Consider the following 16,269-nt stretch of genomic DNA (forward strand, 5'->3'; position numbering starts at 1 on the left):
CATGACCCAGAAGCCACCGTTCGTCTCCGTCGTCATCCCCAACTACAACTACGGCCGGGCCCTGGAACTGTGCCTGCGCGCCGCGCTCGCCCAGACCTACGAGCCCATGGAGGTGCTGCTGATCGACGACTGCAGCACCGACGACTCCGTCGCGGTCGCCGAGGCGTGCGGGGTGCGGGTGATCAGCACCGGTGTCAACAGCGGGGTGGCCACCACCCGCAACACGGGCGCGGCGCACGCCCGTGGCGAGATCATCGTCTTCGTCGACTCCGACGTGGCCATGGAACCGGACGCCGTCGCCCAGGCCGTCGCCCTGCTCGGCTCCGACGCCCGCATCGGCGCGGTCTGCGGTACGTACGACGCCGAACCGCTGATCAGGGACAGCCTGATCGAGGAGTACCGCTGCCTCCACCAGTTCTACTGGCTGGCCGAGACGGAAGGCCGCATCGGCACCCTGCACACCGCGATCTGCGCCATGCCGGCCAAGGTCTTCGCCGAGATCGGCCCGTTCAACCCCCGTCTGCGGCACACCGAGGACGGCGACTACGCCGCCCGGATCTGCCGGAGCTACGAGGTCCACAGCTCCACCGCGGTCCGCGGCCGGCACGACCACGACGACACCTGGCGCGTCGTGATGCGCAAGGTCTTCCACCGCACCCGGCTGCACATCCCGCTGTACGTGCGCCGGGGCGACCTCCCCGGCGGCATCGCCACCGGGCCGCGCGCCGGAGCCAGCGTCGCCGCGCTGCTGGCCCTGCTCACCCTGCCCCCGGCCCTGCTCTCCCCGCTCTGGCTCCTGGCGTCCGCCGCCCTGCTCGTGTTCTGTCTGCTGGCCGACAGCGCGCTCTACCGCTTCGTCCTGCGGCGGCGCGGGCCCCTGTTCACCGCCTACTTCGCGATGGCGCACTTCCTGGTCAACGCGGTCATCGCGGCGGGCGCGGGCGTAGGAGTCCTCCAATGGCTCGCCTCCCGGCGCTTCCGCCGGCTCTACGAGCCCGACGGGAGCCCGGGCGCGCTGCGGGCGGCGGCATGACCCGGCCACCCGCGGTCGGCTCCCCGAGCGAGGAGGGGGAGAAGCGAGCGGAACGGGAGGGGACGGCAGGCGCCCCGGCCACCGCCACCGACACCGCCACCATCCCGGCCACCGACGCTGCCTCCGTCCCCGCCACCGCCCCGGCCACCGGCACCACCCCCGTACGCCGGGGCCGGCGCCGGGCTGTGTTCCTGCTCGCCGTCGTCATCGCCTGGACCCTGTTCATCGCCGCCCGTACGGCGTTCAGCGGCCGGTGGTGGCTGTGGAACGGACTCGGACTCGCCCCGCCCCTGGCCCACCTGCTGATCCCGCTCGCCCTGCTGATCCCGGCCGCGCTGGTCGCCCGCCGCCGACGCGTCACCCTCGGTCTCGTCCTGGTCTCCCTGCTCCTCGGGTCGTGGCAGTCCGGCCTCCACCCGGGGGCGCTGCTGCACGGCAGGGACGAGGTGCCCGCCGACGCCCTGCGGGTGGTCAGCTGGAACACCTTCTTCTGGGACCAGGACAGCGACCCGGACGACTTCTACGCCTATCTCAAGTCCCGCCCCGCCGACGTGTATCTCCTCCAGGAGTACCAGAACGCCCGCGACGGGGAACCCGTCCCCATCGACCGGCTCGCCAGGGTCGAGGCCGAGTTCCCCGGCTATCACGTGGCCACCGCGGGGGAGTTCCTGACCCTCTCGCGCTACCCGCTCACCGCCGTGACCGCGCTGCGGCCCGACGGCCTCGCGGCGCCCGACACGGCGTGGGCCGACTACTGGAACATCAGGGCGCTGCGCACGGACCTCAGGGTCGGCGGCCGGACCGTCTCCCTCTACAACACGCATCTGCCCGATCTGCTGAATGTGGACCGCAACCCGTTGACCCCCTCGTACCACCGGTCCGTCCGGCAGCTGTCCGAGCGGCGGGAGCGGCACTTCGGCGAACTGCGCGCGGACCTGGACGCCAACGAGAACCCGGTGGTGCTCGCGGGTGACATCAACGTGCTGCCCGGGACCGGGGACCTGCGCTGGTTCCGGGGGCTGCGGGACGCGGCGGACGACGGGGACTCGCTGTACCCGGCGACGTTCCCGGTGCGCGGCCCCGCGCTGTGGCGGCTCGACTGGGCCTTCGTCTCGCCGGGGATCGACGTACACCGCCATGTTCTGGACGACCCGCCCGCGGACCTGTCCACCCACCGGCTGATCGACCTCCGCCTCTCCCTCCCCGATACCGACACCGACACCCACACCGCCCCCGCCCCCACCCCCGACTCCGACAAGGACCGGTCATGACCAGGCGCGCCGCACGGTCGCCCCGCTTCGACCTGACGATCGTCCTCACCTACTACCTGCCCTACACCAGCGGGCTCACCGAAGTGGCCCGTACCGTCGCCGAGGGACTGGCCGCCAGGGGCCGCCGGGTCGCCGTCGTGGCGGCCCGGCACGACACGGAGCATCCGACGCGCGAGACGGTCCGGGGCGTCGAGGTGTTCCGCGCCCCGGTGGCCGCCCGGATCGGCCGGGGCGTGCTCAGCCCCGGTTTCGCCCCGCTCGCCGGGCGGATCGCCCGCGCCTCCCGGGTGGTCAACATCCATCTGCCCATGCTGGAAGCGGGGCTGGTGGCCCGGCTCGCGGGCGGCACCCCGGTGGTGAGCACCCACCACGACGACGTATGGCTGCCGCCGGGCCGTCTCGCCGCGCTCCAGGTCCCCGTGGTGGACGCCTCGGTGGGGGCCGCGCTCCGCCGCTCCGCCGCCGTCGTCGTCAACAACGTGGACCACGCGGAGCACTCGCGCCACTGGCCGCTGATGCGTGACCGCCGGATCCTGGCCATCGCCCCGCCCTGCCGGGAGCGCGCGACGGCGCCCGCCACCTTCCGCGAGAGCGCCGGACCGCACTTCGGCTTCCTCGGAAGGATCGCCCCGGAGAAGGGCCTGCACCACCTGGTGGACGCGTTCCGCACCATCACCGACCCCGAGGCACGGCTCCTGATCGCCGGTGACTACTCCAAGGTGGCGGGCGGCAGCGTCGTCGGCGCACTGCGCGCACGGGCCGGGGACGACACCCGTATCCGGTTCACCGGATTCCTCGCCGACTCGCGGGTCCCGGAGTTCTACGCCTCCCTCGACGCCTTCGCCCTGCCCTCCGTGGCCGAGGAGTCGTTCGGCATCTCCCAGGCCGAGGCGATGATGCTCGGTGTCCCCTCGGTCGCCTGCGACGCCCCCGGAATGCGGGTCCCGGTCTCCGAGACGGGCTTCGGGCGCCTCGTCCCGCCGAAGGACCCGCACGCCCTGGCCGAGGCACTCCTCGACGTGGCGGCGTACTCGCCCGAGCGCCGGGCCGAGGGCGGGCGCGCCACCCGCGCCCGGTACGGCACGGACAGCTGCCTCGACGCGTACGACGCGCTGTTCCAGGAGGTCGGCGCGGAGCGGAGGGCCACCGTATGACCGCGGACACGGTGCTGTGGGCCGCCGGGGCTTGGGCCGTGTTCCTCGGCGCGCACCTGGTGTTCAACGGCCGGTGGTGGCTGTGGCTGCTGCCCTCGCTGATCCCGCCGCCCGTGTTCGTGGCCGTGCCCGCCGTGCTGCTGCTCCTCACGGCGGGAGTGGCGGGTACCGAGGGGACGGCGGGCCCGGTGCTCGCGGCGGCGGTGCTCGCCGCGGGCGCCCTGCTCCTGGGCGCCGGCCAGTCCGGGCTGGTGCCCCGGGCGCTGCTGCGCCGGGCGGTGCCACCCGTCCGGCGCCCGGTCCCGCCGGTGCCACCGGCGAACGGCACCGTACGGGTCGTGTCCTGGAACACCCAGCACTGGTGCCAGTCCACCGATCCGGACCCGTTCTACGCCTTTCTGCGCGCCCTGGAGGCCGATGTCTATCTGCTCCAGGAGTACCACCACGACGTGTTCGACGGCAGCTACCGGCTGATCGACGACGAGGCACGGCTGCGGGCGGACTTCCCGGAGCACGAGATCGTCATCGCCAGGGGCCTGGTCACCATGTCGCGGCTGCCGGTCGCCGCGACGGTGGAGACCGCCGCCCGCCGGACCCTCCGGGTCGACCTCACGATGCCCGGCGGCGGTACGCGGGACCGGCTGCTCTCCACCTTCAATGTGCACATCCCCGTCCAGCTGCGGCTGATCAGCCCGCTGCGCGCGGAGTTCTACCGCGCGGTCCGCGAGCGGGCCGGGGACCGGGCACGGGAATTCGGGGGGCTCGCCCGCGATGTCGCGGGCTGCCCCCATCCGGCGCTGATCGCGGGGGACTTCAACACCACCCCGGCGGTCGGGGACGCCCGGCGTATCGCACGCCTGGGAGCCGACGCCGTACAGCTGGCCGGAAGGTTCTGCCCCACCTCCTGGCAGGTCCGCCCCGGCATGCGCTGGTGGCGGCTGGACTGGGTGCTCACCACGCCCGGCGCCCGGGTGCACCACTACCGCTTCCGCGACCCGCGCGGCCTGTCCGACCACAGCGTTCAAGAGGTGTCCGTCTCCCTCGACGACCTCCGTCACCGGACACCGGACGACATCCGACACCACCACGAAGGAACCGACGATGCGCTACCGCTATCTGGGAAGCACCGGCCTGCGGGTCAGTGAACTGTGCCTGGGCGCCATGACGTTCGGCAGAGAGGCCGACGAGACCACCTCGCACGCGATGCTGGACCGCTTCACCGAGGCGGGCGGCACCTTCGTGGACACCGCCGACATCTACTCGGCCGGTGCCTCGGAGGAGATCCTCGGCCGCTGGCTCAAGCACCGGCGCCGCGAGGACATCGTGGTCGCCACCAAGGTGCGGTACGGCACCGGGGAGGGCCCCAACGACCGGGGTCTGGGGCGCAACCACCTCATCGCCGGGGTGGAGGCCAGCCTGCGGCGGCTGGGGACCGACCACATCGACCTGTACCAGGTCCACGCCTGGGACCCCGGAACCCCGCTGGAGGAGACCCTCGCCACGCTGGACTCCCTGGTCACCTCCGGCAAGGTGCGCTACATCGGGGCCAGCAACTTCTCCGGCTGGCAGCTCCAGAAGGCCCTGGACCTCTCCCGGCTGCACGGCTGGGAGCCCTTCACCAGCCTCCAGCCGCTCTACAACCTGCTGGACCGGTCCGCCGAATGGGAGCTGATCGAGGTCAGCCGCAACGAGGGGCTCGGGGTCATTCCCTGGAGCCCGCTGCGCGGCGGCTGGCTGAGCGGCGCCATCCGGCGCGGTGCGACGGCGCCGCCGAGCGGCACCCGGGTGGAGACCGCCGAGCGGCTGGGCTGGGGCGAGTCATGGAGCGCCTACCAGGACGAACGCACCTGGCGGGTGCTGGACGCGCTGCACGGGGTGGCGGAACGCACCGGTCTGGCGGTGGCCCAGGTGGCCATCGCCTGGCTGCTCGGCAGGCCGGGGGTGACGGCGCCGATCGTGGGGGCGCGCACGCTGGAGCAGTTGGAGAGCAACCTGGGGGCCGCCGGTCTCGACCTGGAGGCGGCCGACGCGGCGCGGCTCACCGAGGCGAGTGAGCAGGCGCTGCCGTATCCGTACAGCGTGATCGAGACGGACCCGGAACGGCGCTGACGCGCATCCCGTACCCGCACGCAGGCGGGCCCGTGCGCGGAGCAGTACGCGTGCGGGCCCGTAGGCGTACCCGCACGCGCGCCGGCCCGTACGCGGAGAAGTGCGCGCGCCGACCCGTAGGCGCAGAAATACGCACGGGGCCCGTACGGAAAAATGCGGCGGTCGGGGGAGTGCCCCCGACCGCCGCATCTGTCCGTCGTCCGTCCCCCACCGGAGGCGGACGGCCTCAGTCCGTGGGCCGCTTCAGCCTGGCGACGAACTTGTACCGGTCGCCGCGGTACACCGAGCGCACCCACTCCACCGGTTCGCCCTGCCCGTCGATCGAGTGACGGGAGAGCATCAGCATCGGAAGACCCACGTCCGTGCCGAGCAGACCCGCCTCGCGCGGTGTGGCCAGTGAGGTCTCGATGGTCTCCTCGGCCTCGGCCAGCCGGACGTCGTACACCTCGGCGAGCGCGGTGTAGAGCGAGGTGTACTTCACCAGCGAACGGCGCAGCGCCGGGAAACGTTTGGCCGAAAGGTGTGTGGTCTCGATCGCCATCGGCTCGCCGCTGGCGAGCCGCAGACGCTCGATCCGCAGCACCCGTCCGCCCGCCGTGATGTCCAGCAGACCGGCGAGCGTGTCGTCGGCCGTGACATAGCCGATGTCCAGCAACTGAGACGTCGGCTCCAGTCCTTGGGCACGCATGTCCTCGGTGTACGAGGTCAGTTGGAGCGCCTGGGAGACCTTCGGCTTGGCGACGAAGGTGCCTTTGCCCTGAATGCGCTCCAGCCGGCCCTCGACCACCAGCTCCTGGAGAGCCTGGCGCACGGTGGTGCGCGAGGTGTCGAACTCGGCGGCCAGGGTGCGTTCGGGCGGCACTGGTGTACCCGGTGGCAGGGTGTCGGTCATGTCGAGGAGATGCCGCTTGAGCCGGTAGTACTTCGGTACGCGCGCTGTGCGCGTTCCTGCACCGGTCTCGTTCCCCGAACTGCCCCCGTCGGCGCCCATGGCCCGCCTTCCCGACTGCTGCGTTGCTGCCGTCACCGGCTCCTCCGTCTGTCGCGGCTCACATGGTGGCACGGTCCCGTCACGGGTCCTCGCCCTCCCTTAGGTGTCGGTCCTATAACGGACGCGAGTGCACTTCTTATACACCCTTGACACCCCTAAAGGTCTAGGCCAAGCTCCCGGTACTGGTCTAAACCATTAAAGACCAGGTCCAGCCCCAGCAGTACTCGTCGAATGTCTTCGCGGTGGGCGGGGTTGCAGCATCCCTGAGGAGGGTTTGGCGTGAAGCGCAAGCTCATCGCGGCGATCGGCGTCGCGGGCATGTTGGTTTCGATTGCGGCATGCGGTTCCGACGACAAAGCATCGTCGCAGGACCCGAAGGACCGCAAGGAGAACCTGACGGTCTGGCTGATGGGCGACGCCCAGTCGACCTGGCCGGAACTCGTCAAGGACGTCAACGCCCAGTTCAAGAAGAAGTACCCCGGCGTCACCGTCAAGGTTCAGTATCAGCAGTGGGCCGACAAGGTCAAGAAGCTTGACACCTCCCTCGGTGGCGACAAGTTCCCGGATGTCGTCGAGCTCGGCAACACCGAGACGATGCAGTACATCCTCAACGGTGCGCTCGCGGAGATCGACCCCAAGAAGTACGAGAACTCGGACACCTGGATCAAGGGTCTGAAGGACACGTGTTCCTTCGAGGGCAAGAGCTACTGCGTCCCCTATTACGCCAGTGCCCGCCTCGCCGTCTACAACAAGGACATGCTGAAGGCCGCCACCGGCAGCGACGCCCTTCCGCAGACCGAGGACGAGTTCCTCAAGGCCATGGACAAGGTCTCGGCCGAGCTGGCCAAGAAGGACAAGCGCGCCTCGTCCCTCTACTACCCGGGCCGTTACTGGTACGCCGCCATGTCCTACGTCGCGGCCACCGGTGGGCAGATCGCCAAGTACGACGAGGGCTCCAAGGAGTGGAAGGCCACTCTCTCCACGCCCGAGGCGCAGCGCGGCATCACCCACTACATCGACCTGATCAAGAAGTACAACAAGGCCGACCAGACGAAGGACGAGCAGGACCACGCCAACGTCATGGCCAACGAGAAGGCCGCGGTCATCTATGGCCAGGCCTGGGAGGCCGGCAGCGTCACCACGGGCGAGAACGGCAACCCGAAGCTCGAGGGCAAGATCGCCACGGCCGGTATGCCCGGCCCGGACGGCAAGGCGCTCCCGTCCTTCATCGGCGGCTCGGACCTGGCGGTCATCTCCAAGTCCAAGGTCCAGGACCTCGGCGAGGAGTGGATCTCCCTCTTCACCAACGCGAAGTCCATGGACGTCCTCGCGTCGAAGAACATCCTCCCCAACAACGAGAAGCAGCTTGAGCCGCTGAAGGCCAAGCCGGAGACGGCCGCCATCGCCAACGCGGTGCCGGACGCCTGGTTCACGCCGATCGCCCCGGGCTGGGCCTCGGTCGAGAAGGAGGAGATCCTGGAGAACCTGCTCCTGGAGATCCTCAAGGGCAAGTCCGTCGCCGACGCCACCAAGAAGGCCGACGGCGAGATCAACGCTCTGATCAACAAGAAGGCCTGAGCCTTCTGATCGCCAGGCGGGGGCCCGGCACTGCGCCGGGCCCCCGCTCCTTCAGCTCAAGAACGCCGTGATTTCCGGGGGTTGCCTCGGACCGCGATGGAAGGTCGCCACGTGACTGCCGCCGACACCAAGGCCGCCGGGCCACCGGTCTCCCCAACACGTGATCCCCAAGTGACCGGGCCCCGGCTGTCCGACGAGGACGGCACCGGGCCCCGTGTACAGAAGAGGAAGCGGAAGAAGGGTGCACTCCTCCCCTACTTCCTGATCCTCCCGGCGATCGTGGCGATCGCCGCCGTCTACCTCTACCCACTCGGCAAGACCGTCATCATGTCCTTCCAGGACATGGGCCGTCGGGAACTGTGGTCCGGCGAACCCGCTCCGTGGGTCGGCCTGGAACAGTTCACCAACATCCTCGGCGACTCCGAGTTCTGGTGGGTCACCTTCCGCACCGTGGTCTTCATGGCCGTCTGTGTGACGCTGACGATGGCCATCGGCCTCCTGGTGTCCCTCCTGATGCGCCGGCTGTCGACCTGGGTCAGGCTCGTGCTGACCTTCTGCCTGATCGCCGCCTGGTCCATGCCGCTGATGGTCGCGGCCTCGATCTTCCGCTTCATGGCCGACTCCGACTACGGCCTGATCAACACCATGATCGCCAAGGTCGCCGGCGAGGACTTCCTCGGCCACAACTGGTACCTGGACCCGCTTCAGGGCTTCACGATCATCGCCATCCTGGTCGTGTGGGGCGCCATTCCGTTCGTCGTCGTCACCCTGTACGCCGCCCTCACCCAGGTCCCCAAGGAACTGGAAGAGGCCGCCTCGCTCGACGGCGCCAGCAGTTACGGCGTCTACAAGTACGTCACCTGGCCGGTCATCAAGCCGGTCTTCACCATGGTGGCCACGCTCTCCGTGATCTGGGACTTCAACGTCTTCGGCCAGATCTGGCTGCTGCGCGGAAACAAGCCCGAGCCGGAGTACGAGACCCTCGGCCTCTACTCCTACTCCAAGGCGTTCGAGTCCACCTCCTTCAGCCAGGGCACCGCGATCGCCCTGATCACGGTGCTGCTGCTGTCCGGCGTGGCCGTGTACTACCTGCGCCAGCTCATGAAGACGGGAGAGGTCGAATGAGCACCACGACCGACACACAGACACTTCGCCCGGACCGCAAGAAGAGCCGGCTCGGCTTCGACGTCATCGGCCTGGGCATTTCCCTGGTCATGGTCTTCCCGGTCTACTGGCTGGTCGTCAGCGCCCTGCGGCCCAACCGCGAGATCCGCTCCTACGACCAGACGCTGTGGCCCTCGTCGATCACCTTCGACAACTTCGTACGGGCCACCGAGCAGCCGAACTTCGGCACCGCGATCCAGTCGAGCCTCATCGTCTCGATCACCGCCGTGGTCGGCGGAATGATCATCGCGACCCTGGCGGCGCTGGCCATCGGCCGCTTCCGCTTCTTCGGCCGCAAGGCCCTGGTCCTGATCATGATCCTGGTCCAGATGCTGCCGCCGACCGCGATGCTCATCCCGATCTACGCCCAGCTCAACGCCATGGGCGGCATCGACGAGTACTGGGGCCTGATCGTCGTCTACCTGGTCTCCACGCTGCCCTTCGCGACCATCATGATCCGCGGCTTCGTCGTGAACATCCCGGTGGAGCTGGAGGAGTCCGCGATGGTGGACGGCTGCACCCGCTTCGGTGCCTTCCGCCGTGTGATCTTCCCGCTGCTCGCGCCCGGCCTCGCCGCCGCGTCGATCTTCGCCCTGGTCAACGCGTGGAACGAGTACCTCTTCGCGTACATCCTGATCAACGACAACTCCAAGTACACGCTGAACGTCTGGCTGATGACGTTCACGACCGAGCGCGGGACGGACTACGGCGCGCTGATGGCGGCGTCGACCATGATCGCCCTGCCGGTCGTCGTGTTCTTCATGTTCATCCAGCGGAAGATGGCCGCTGGCCTCACTTCCGGCGCCGTGAAGGGATAGTGCGGGCCTCATGACCACCCTCGTTTCCACTACGGACACCCTGACGCGGGACGCGCTCGCCGTCCTGCAGCCCGGGTTCACCGGCACCACCGCCCCGGACTGGGTCCTGCGCCGGGTCGGCGAAGGGCTCGCCGCCGTCGCCCTGTTCGGCCGCAACATCCAGACGCCCGAGCAGGTCGCCGCGCTCACCGCGCAGCTGCGGGCCGAGCGCGAGGACGTCCTCGTCGCGATCGACGAGGAAGGCGGTGACGTCACCCGGCTGGAGGTCCGGCAGGGTTCCTCGTTCCCCGGCAACCTCGCCCTCGGCGCGGTCGACGACGTGCACCTGACCCGCGCCGTCGCCCAGGAGCTGGGCCGCCGGCTCGCCGAGTGCGGCGTCAACCTGAACTGGGCGCCGTCCGCCGACGCCAACTCCGACCCGGGCAACCCGGTCATCGGCGTCCGGTCCTTCGGGGCCGACCCCCGCCTCGTCGCCCGGCACACGGCCGCGTACATCGAGGGCCTCCAGGCCGCCGGTGTCGCCGCCTGCACCAAGCACTTCCCCGGGCACGGCGACACCGCGGTCGACTCGCACCACGCGATGCCCCGCATCGACGTGGACCTCCAGACCCTGCACGCCCGTGAGCTGGTGCCCTTCCGGGCGGCCATCGCGGCGGGGTCCAAGTCCGTGATGACCGCGCACATCCTGCTCGCCGCCCTCGACGCCGAGCGTCCCGCGACGGTGAGCCCGCAGATCCTCACCGGTCTGCTGCGCGAGGAGCTGGGATACGACGGCCTGATCGTCACCGACGCCGTGGAGATGCAGGCCATCGCCTCGACCTACGGCATCGCCCGCGGCTCCGTCCTCGCGATCGCCGCGGGCGCCGACGCCCTGTGCGTCGGCGGCGGGCTGGAGGACGAGCCCACGGTCCTGCTGCTGCGCGACGCGCTGGTCGACGCGGTACGCAGCGGCGAACTGGCCGAGGAGCGGCTCGCCGACGCGGCCGCGCGTGTACGTGCCCTCGCGTCCTGGACGCAGAGCGCGCGGGGGGCTGTCACGGAGCCGGGCGCGGCAACGCAGGAGGGGATCGCGCCCGGCACCGGTGTCAGCTCCGACATCGGTCTGGTGGCGGCCCGCCGCGCCGTCCAGGTGACCGGCACGGGCGAGCGGCTGACCGGGCCGGCCTATGTGGCCGAGTTCAACCCGGCGCCCAACATCGCGGTCGGCAACGAGACGCCGTGGGGCCTCGCCGCCGACCTGCGCAGGCTGCGGCCCGGTACCGAGAACGGCACCTACGGCAGCGACAGCGTGACGGCGGCGGCCGATGTGCTGAGCGCCGCGGGGGAGCGGCGCATCGTGGCCGTCGTCCGCGACGCCCACCGGCACGACTGGATGGCCGCGGCGCTCGACGCGCTGGTGGCGGCCCGCCCCGACACGATCGTGGTCGAGATGGGCCTGCCGCAGTCGGAGCCGCGGGGATCGCTGTACGTGGCCACCCACGGTGCGTCGCGGGTCTGCGGCCAGGCGGCGGCGGAGGCCGTCACGGCCTGACCGGACTCCGGGCCCGGCCGCACGCGCGGCCGGGCCCGCACAGCCGGCCCGTCCGGCGATCGAGGGCAACGCCTCTCGCCGGACGGGTGTACGTACGACGGAGGGCCGGGACACCCCAGGGTGTCCCGGCCCTCCGTCGTCCTGCGGGGACCGGCTAGATGCCCTGCCACGCGGGCTTCGCCGCGAACGTGGCGCGGAAGTAGTCCGCGAGCTTCAGCTTCGACGCGGCGGCCTCGTCGACGACCACGGTCGCGTGCGGATGCAGCTGCAGCGCGGAGGCGGGCACGATCGAGGCGACCGGTCCCTCCACCGTCTGGGCCACGGCCTCGGCCTTGCCCTCACCGGTGGCCAGCAGGATCGGGTGCCGGGACTCCAGGATGGTGCCGATGCCCTGGGTGATCACGTGGTGCGGCACCTGGGCGATGTCGTTGTCGAAGAAGCGCGCGTTGTCGACCCGGGTCTGCTCGGTCAGCGTCTTGATCCGGGTACGGGAGGCCAGCGAGGAGCACGGCTCGTTGAAGCCGATGTGCCCGTCGGTGCCGATGCCGAGGAGCTGGAGGTCGACCCCGCCGGCCGCGGCGAGCGCCTTGTCGTACGCCTCGCAGGCGGCCTGGACGTCCTCGGCGGAGCCGTCGGGGCCCATGAAGGACGCCTCGGACAGACCGAGCGGCTCGACGACCTCGCGCAGCACCACGGAGCGGTACGACTCGGGGTGGCCCGAGGGCAGCCCGACGTACTCGTCCAGCTGGCAGATGCGGGCGCGCGAGGCGTCCACCGCACCGGAGCGGACCCTGGCCGCGAGCGCCTGGTAGATGGGCAGCGGGGTGGAGCCGGTGGCGACGCCGAGCAGGGCGTCGGGCTTGCGGCTCAGCAGGGCGCCGATGGCCTCCGCGATGAGTTCGCCGCCTGCCTTGGCATCCGGGACGATGACAACTTCCACGCTGTGCCTGCCGATCTGAAGAGTGGTGGAGTCATGTGGTATAGACCAATCAAAATACTAACCTAGCAGAACGCGGCATCCGCGAGGTGAACCGTTCAGTCCCTGGTCCTCCCCGCGGCCCGGTGGCGGGCGCCCGTGCCGCCGTGGTCGACTTGTCCCCAGCGACGACACCGCAGGGAGGCACCCATATGTCCGCCACCTTTTCGGCCGAGCGGGACGGCAGGGGCGAACGGCCCGGCCGGATCATGTCCGGCGAGATGGCCGAGCAGCCCGCGATGCTGCGGCGCATCCTCGACCGCGGTGCCCCCGGGATCCGCGAGGTGGCCGCCGAGATCGCCGCCAGGAAGCCCCGCTTCGTCCTGCTCACCGCCCGCGGTACGTCGGACAACGCGGCGCTCTACGCGAAGTACCTGCTGGAGATCCGGCTCGGTCTGCCCTGCGGTCTGGCCTCGATGTCCACCACGACGGCGTACGGGGCCGAGCCCGACCTCACGGACGTCCTGGTCATCACCGTCAGCCAGTCGGGCGGCTCGCCGGACCTGGTGGCCTCCACGACGGCGGCCCGGGAGGCGGGAGCGGTCACCCTCGCCGTCACCAACAACCCGGACTCCGCGCTGGCCGCGGTCTCCGAGTACCACATCGACATTCTCGCGGGCCCGGAGAAGGCCCTGCCGGCGACCAAGACGTACACCGCGTCCCTGCTGTCCCTCTACCTCTTCGTGGAGGGCCTGGGCGGCGTCGACGGCACGGCGGCCGCCGCCGTCCTGCCCGAGCTGGCCGAGGCGGTCCTGGGGCGCCGGGACGAGGTCAAGGCACTGGCCTCGCGCTACCGCTTCGCCGAGCGCATGGTCATCACCTCGCGCGGCTACGGCTACCCGACGGCCAAGGAGGCGGCCCTGAAGCTGATGGAGACCAGCTACATCCCCGCGCTCTCCTACTCCGGCGCCGACCTGCTGCACGGTCCGCTCGCGATGGTCGACAACATCTCCCCGGTGATCGCGGTGGTCACCGACGGCCGGGGCGGAGCCGCGCTGCAACCGGTCCTGGACCGGCTGCGCGGGCGCGGCGCCGATCTGTTCGTGGTCGGCCCGAAGGCCCAGGTGGACGCGGCCTCGGCAGGCTTCGTGCTGCCGACGGCGGGGGTGGCGGAGGAGCTCCAGCCGATCCTGGAGATCCTGCCGTTGCAGATGCTGGCGTACGAGGTGACGATCGCCCGCGGTCAGGACCCGGACGCGCCGCGCGCCCTCGCCAAGGTCACCGAGACCCACTGAACGCCGGGCCGGCCGAGGGGCGTGGCCCCGAAAACACCCGCGGGCCGCGGCGCCGCGACGGGACCCTCGGCCCGTCCGGCACCGCAGCCCGGAGCTACCTGGCCGGCGGTGTGCGGTGCCTCCGGCCGATGGAGGCACCGGCGCAGTCAGGGCAGAGAGCGCCGGGTGCCTCGTTCCGCTCTCCTGTGCGGGGAGAGCGGAGGTTCTTGTCCTGAGCATTGTGGACTAGACCAATTGCTCGTGTCTATCCATGGGACAGACATTTTCCGTCGCACTTCCCGGCCACACTTCCCGGCCACACCTCCGGCCGTACTTCCCCTCCGTCACCGCACGGGGCGGCGGCCGATCGGTTCGGAACCTCTCGGTATCCACGGGTACGCTCGCACACGTGCCCTCCATGAACGACCTCGTCCGCCAGCACACAGCCCTGAGTGACACCGACCTCGAGTGGCTCCATCTGCTGGTCTCGGAGTGGCAACTGCTCTCCGACCTGTCCTTCGCCGACCTCGTCCTGTGGGTTCCGACCCGCGACGGGACCCGCTATGTGTCCGTGGCGCAGATGCGGCCCAACACCGGCCCCACCTCCTACCAGGACGACATGGTCGGCCATCTGGTGCCGCGCGGCCGCCGTCCGCTGCTGGACGCCGCGCTGGACGAGGGCCGGATCGTGCGCGAGGGCGATCCGGAGTGGCGGGAGGAGGTGCCGGTGCGGGTCGAGTCCATCCCCGTACGCCGTGAGGGCCGGGTCCTCGGCGTCATCGCCCGCAACACCAACCTCCTCACCGTCCGGACCCCCTCGCGGCTGGAGCTCACCTATCTCCAGTCCGCCTCCGACCTGGCCCAGATGATCGCCGCCGGGTCCTTCCCCTTCCCCGGCCAGCAGGTCGACATGGACGCGTCCCCGCGCGTCGGCGACGGCCTGATCAGGCTGGATGCCGACGGTGTCGTCCAGTACGCGAGTCCCAACGGCCTCTCCGCGTACCACCGCCTCGGTCTCGCCTCCGACCTCGTCGGCCACCACCTCGGCACGACCACCGCCGAGCTCGCCCCGTCCCGGGGCCCGGTGGACGAGGCGCTGGTCAAGGTGGCCAGCGGTTACGCGCCCCGCGAGTTCGAGGTCGAGTGCGCCGGCGGTGTCATCCAGCTGCGGGCCATTCCGCTCAAGCCCAAGGGGGTGCGCATCGGTTCGCTGGTCCTGCTGCGGGACGTCACCGAACTGCGCCGCCGCGAGCGAGAGTTGATCACCAAGGACGCGACCATCCGGGAGATCCACCACCGGGTGAAGAACAACCTCCAGACGGTGGCCGCCCTGTTGCGGCTCCAGGCGCGCCGGATGGACTCGGAGCAGGGCCGCGAGGCGCTCAACGAGGCGGTACGGCGCGTCGGTTCGATCGCGATCGTCCATGAGACGCTGTCCCAGAATCTGGATGAGCGGGTCGAGTTCGACGAGATCGCCGACCGGGTCATCGCGATGGTCGCCGAGATCTCCCCGGGCAAGGTCACCTGCCGCCGTACGGGACGCTTCGGCATACTCGATGCGGAAGTTGCCACTCCGCTCTCGATGGTCCTCACGGAGGTCCTTCAGAACGCCCTGGAGCACGCGTTCACCATGGCCGAACACGGCACGGTGGAGGTCTCGGCGGTACGGGGCGGATCGCCCACCGAGGGCCGGCTGCTGATCACCGTCTCCGACGACGGGCGCGGTCTGCCCGAGGGATTCGACCCGCAGCGGGCCGGAAATCTGGGGCTCCAGATCGTGCGGACGCTGGTGGAGGGCGAGTTGGGCGGCACCTTCGGCATGGTTCCGGGACCGGAGCGCGGCACCCAGGTGGTGCTGGACCTTCCGGTGCGGGGCGACAAGTAGCCGTCGCGCTCGGTCCGGTACCGCGGCGGGCGCCGCGGTATCCCGCCGCGCAGCACAGTGGGCCCGGACCGTGGTGACGGTCCGGGCCCACTGTGTACTGCTCACGTTGCGATGCGCTTCGGGGGTACTGCGCGCTGCGACTCGAAGGCGGGGCTGTGCGTACGCTCTGTACGCGCCGCCGGGCTGAGGCTCGTCGCGGGGGGTCGGTCAGGCGCTGGCGTTACGCGCCCGATTGCGAGCGGCACGGCGCTTCATCGCGCGGCGCTCGTCCTCGCTGAGGCCACCCCAGACGCCGGAGTCCTGGCCGGACTCGAGCGCCCACTGCAGGCACTGCTCCATGACGGGGCAGCGACGGCAGACGGCCTTGGCTTCCTCGATCTGCAGCAGCGCAGGACCGGTGTTGCCGATGGGGAAGAACAGCTCGGGGTCTTCCTCACGACAAACGGCGTTGTGACGCCAGTCCATGGCTGCTACCTCTCCTTGGTATTACATGCTTGTTGCTTGTGAATGTGAACGCTTTCACGAATCCCCCCGCAGATGACGGG

General features: G+C 70.5%; 14 protein-coding genes. 11 read left to right on the forward strand and 3 right to left on the reverse strand.

Annotated features, from left to right (window positions below; translation table 11 throughout):
* Position 1 precedes the first annotated feature (1 nt).
* The 5 genes from OG251_RS27035 to OG251_RS27055 are packed head-to-tail and all read left to right on the forward strand — an operon-like array spanning position 2 to position 5,567.
* Positions 2-1,033 carry a glycosyltransferase family 2 protein gene (locus OG251_RS27035; protein WP_326679562.1) on the forward strand — a complete coding sequence of 344 codons (1,032 nt, stop codon included), beginning with the start codon at positions 2-4 and terminating at the stop codon, positions 1,031-1,033.
* Positions 1,030-2,304 carry an endonuclease/exonuclease/phosphatase family protein gene (locus OG251_RS27040; RefSeq protein ID WP_326679563.1) on the forward strand — a complete coding sequence of 425 codons (1,275 nt, stop codon included), beginning with the start codon at positions 1,030-1,032 and terminating at the stop codon, positions 2,302-2,304. The genes OG251_RS27035 and OG251_RS27040 overlap by 4 nt, the downstream gene beginning before the upstream one ends.
* Positions 2,301-3,458 (forward strand): glycosyltransferase family 4 protein, encoded by a 1,158-nt coding sequence (locus tag OG251_RS27045; RefSeq protein ID WP_326679564.1) that lies wholly within the window; start codon positions 2,301-2,303, stop codon positions 3,456-3,458. The genes OG251_RS27040 and OG251_RS27045 overlap by 4 nt, the downstream gene beginning before the upstream one ends.
* The gene (locus OG251_RS27050) at positions 3,455-4,603 is read left to right on the forward strand and encodes an endonuclease/exonuclease/phosphatase family protein (RefSeq protein WP_326679565.1); all 1,149 of its coding nucleotides are present in this window, start codon (positions 3,455-3,457) and stop codon (positions 4,601-4,603) included. Before OG251_RS27045 ends, OG251_RS27050 begins: the two co-directional genes overlap by 4 nt.
* Complete coding sequence (locus tag OG251_RS27055) at positions 4,560-5,567, forward strand: aldo/keto reductase (RefSeq protein WP_326679566.1); 1,008 nt, start codon at positions 4,560-4,562, stop codon at positions 5,565-5,567. The genes OG251_RS27050 and OG251_RS27055 overlap by 44 nt, the downstream gene beginning before the upstream one ends.
* Positions 5,568-5,793: 226 nt before the next feature.
* On the opposite strand, the gene OG251_RS27060 is transcribed toward OG251_RS27055, so the two are convergent.
* A complete protein-coding gene (locus OG251_RS27060) occupies positions 5,794-6,558 on the reverse strand; it encodes a GntR family transcriptional regulator (protein ID WP_073717913.1) in 765 nt (254 codons plus the stop codon).
* Positions 6,559-6,837: 279 nt separating this feature from the next.
* Here OG251_RS27060 and OG251_RS27065 point away from each other — a divergent pair, with 279 nt between their 5' ends.
* From OG251_RS27065 to OG251_RS27080, 4 genes are all read left to right on the forward strand, one after another.
* Positions 6,838-8,136, forward strand: coding sequence for a sugar ABC transporter substrate-binding protein (locus OG251_RS27065; RefSeq protein ID WP_326679567.1), 1,299 nt, complete (start codon positions 6,838-6,840; stop codon positions 8,134-8,136).
* Positions 8,137-8,247: 111 nt separating this feature from the next.
* Positions 8,248-9,261, forward strand: a complete 1,014-nt coding sequence (locus OG251_RS27070; protein WP_326679568.1) for a carbohydrate ABC transporter permease — start codon at positions 8,248-8,250, stop codon at positions 9,259-9,261.
* The gene (locus OG251_RS27075; protein WP_326679569.1) at positions 9,258-10,118 is read left to right on the forward strand and encodes a carbohydrate ABC transporter permease; all 861 of its coding nucleotides are present in this window, start codon (positions 9,258-9,260) and stop codon (positions 10,116-10,118) included. Before OG251_RS27070 ends, OG251_RS27075 begins: the two co-directional genes overlap by 4 nt.
* Positions 10,119-10,128: 10 nt before the next feature.
* Positions 10,129-11,649 carry a glycoside hydrolase family 3 protein gene (locus tag OG251_RS27080; RefSeq protein WP_326679570.1) on the forward strand — a complete coding sequence of 507 codons (1,521 nt, stop codon included), beginning with the start codon at positions 10,129-10,131 and terminating at the stop codon, positions 11,647-11,649.
* A gap of 154 nt (positions 11,650-11,803) precedes the next feature.
* Here OG251_RS27080 and nagB read toward each other — a convergent pair whose 3' ends face one another.
* Positions 11,804-12,589 (reverse strand): glucosamine-6-phosphate deaminase, encoded by a 786-nt coding sequence (gene nagB / locus OG251_RS27085; RefSeq protein ID WP_326679571.1) that lies wholly within the window; start codon positions 12,587-12,589, stop codon positions 11,804-11,806.
* 188 nt (positions 12,590-12,777) lie between these two features.
* On the opposite strand from nagB, the gene OG251_RS27090 reads away from it, so the two are divergent.
* Both OG251_RS27090 and OG251_RS27095 read left to right on the forward strand, forming a co-directional pair.
* Positions 12,778-13,860, forward strand: coding sequence for an SIS domain-containing protein (locus OG251_RS27090; protein ID WP_326679572.1), 1,083 nt, complete (start codon positions 12,778-12,780; stop codon positions 13,858-13,860).
* Between the two features lie 397 nt (positions 13,861-14,257).
* Positions 14,258-15,724, forward strand: coding sequence for a sensor histidine kinase (locus tag OG251_RS27095; protein ID WP_326681429.1), 1,467 nt, complete (start codon positions 14,258-14,260; stop codon positions 15,722-15,724).
* 207 nt (positions 15,725-15,931) lie between these two features.
* On the opposite strand, the gene OG251_RS27100 is transcribed toward OG251_RS27095, so the two are convergent.
* Complete coding sequence (locus OG251_RS27100; protein WP_003953983.1) at positions 15,932-16,189, reverse strand: WhiB family transcriptional regulator; 258 nt, start codon at positions 16,187-16,189, stop codon at positions 15,932-15,934.
* Between the last annotated feature and the right edge of the window lie 80 nt (positions 16,190-16,269).

This window comes from Streptomyces sp. NBC_01237, from assembly GCF_035917275.1.
Lineage (GTDB): Bacteria > Actinomycetota > Actinomycetes > Streptomycetales > Streptomycetaceae > Streptomyces.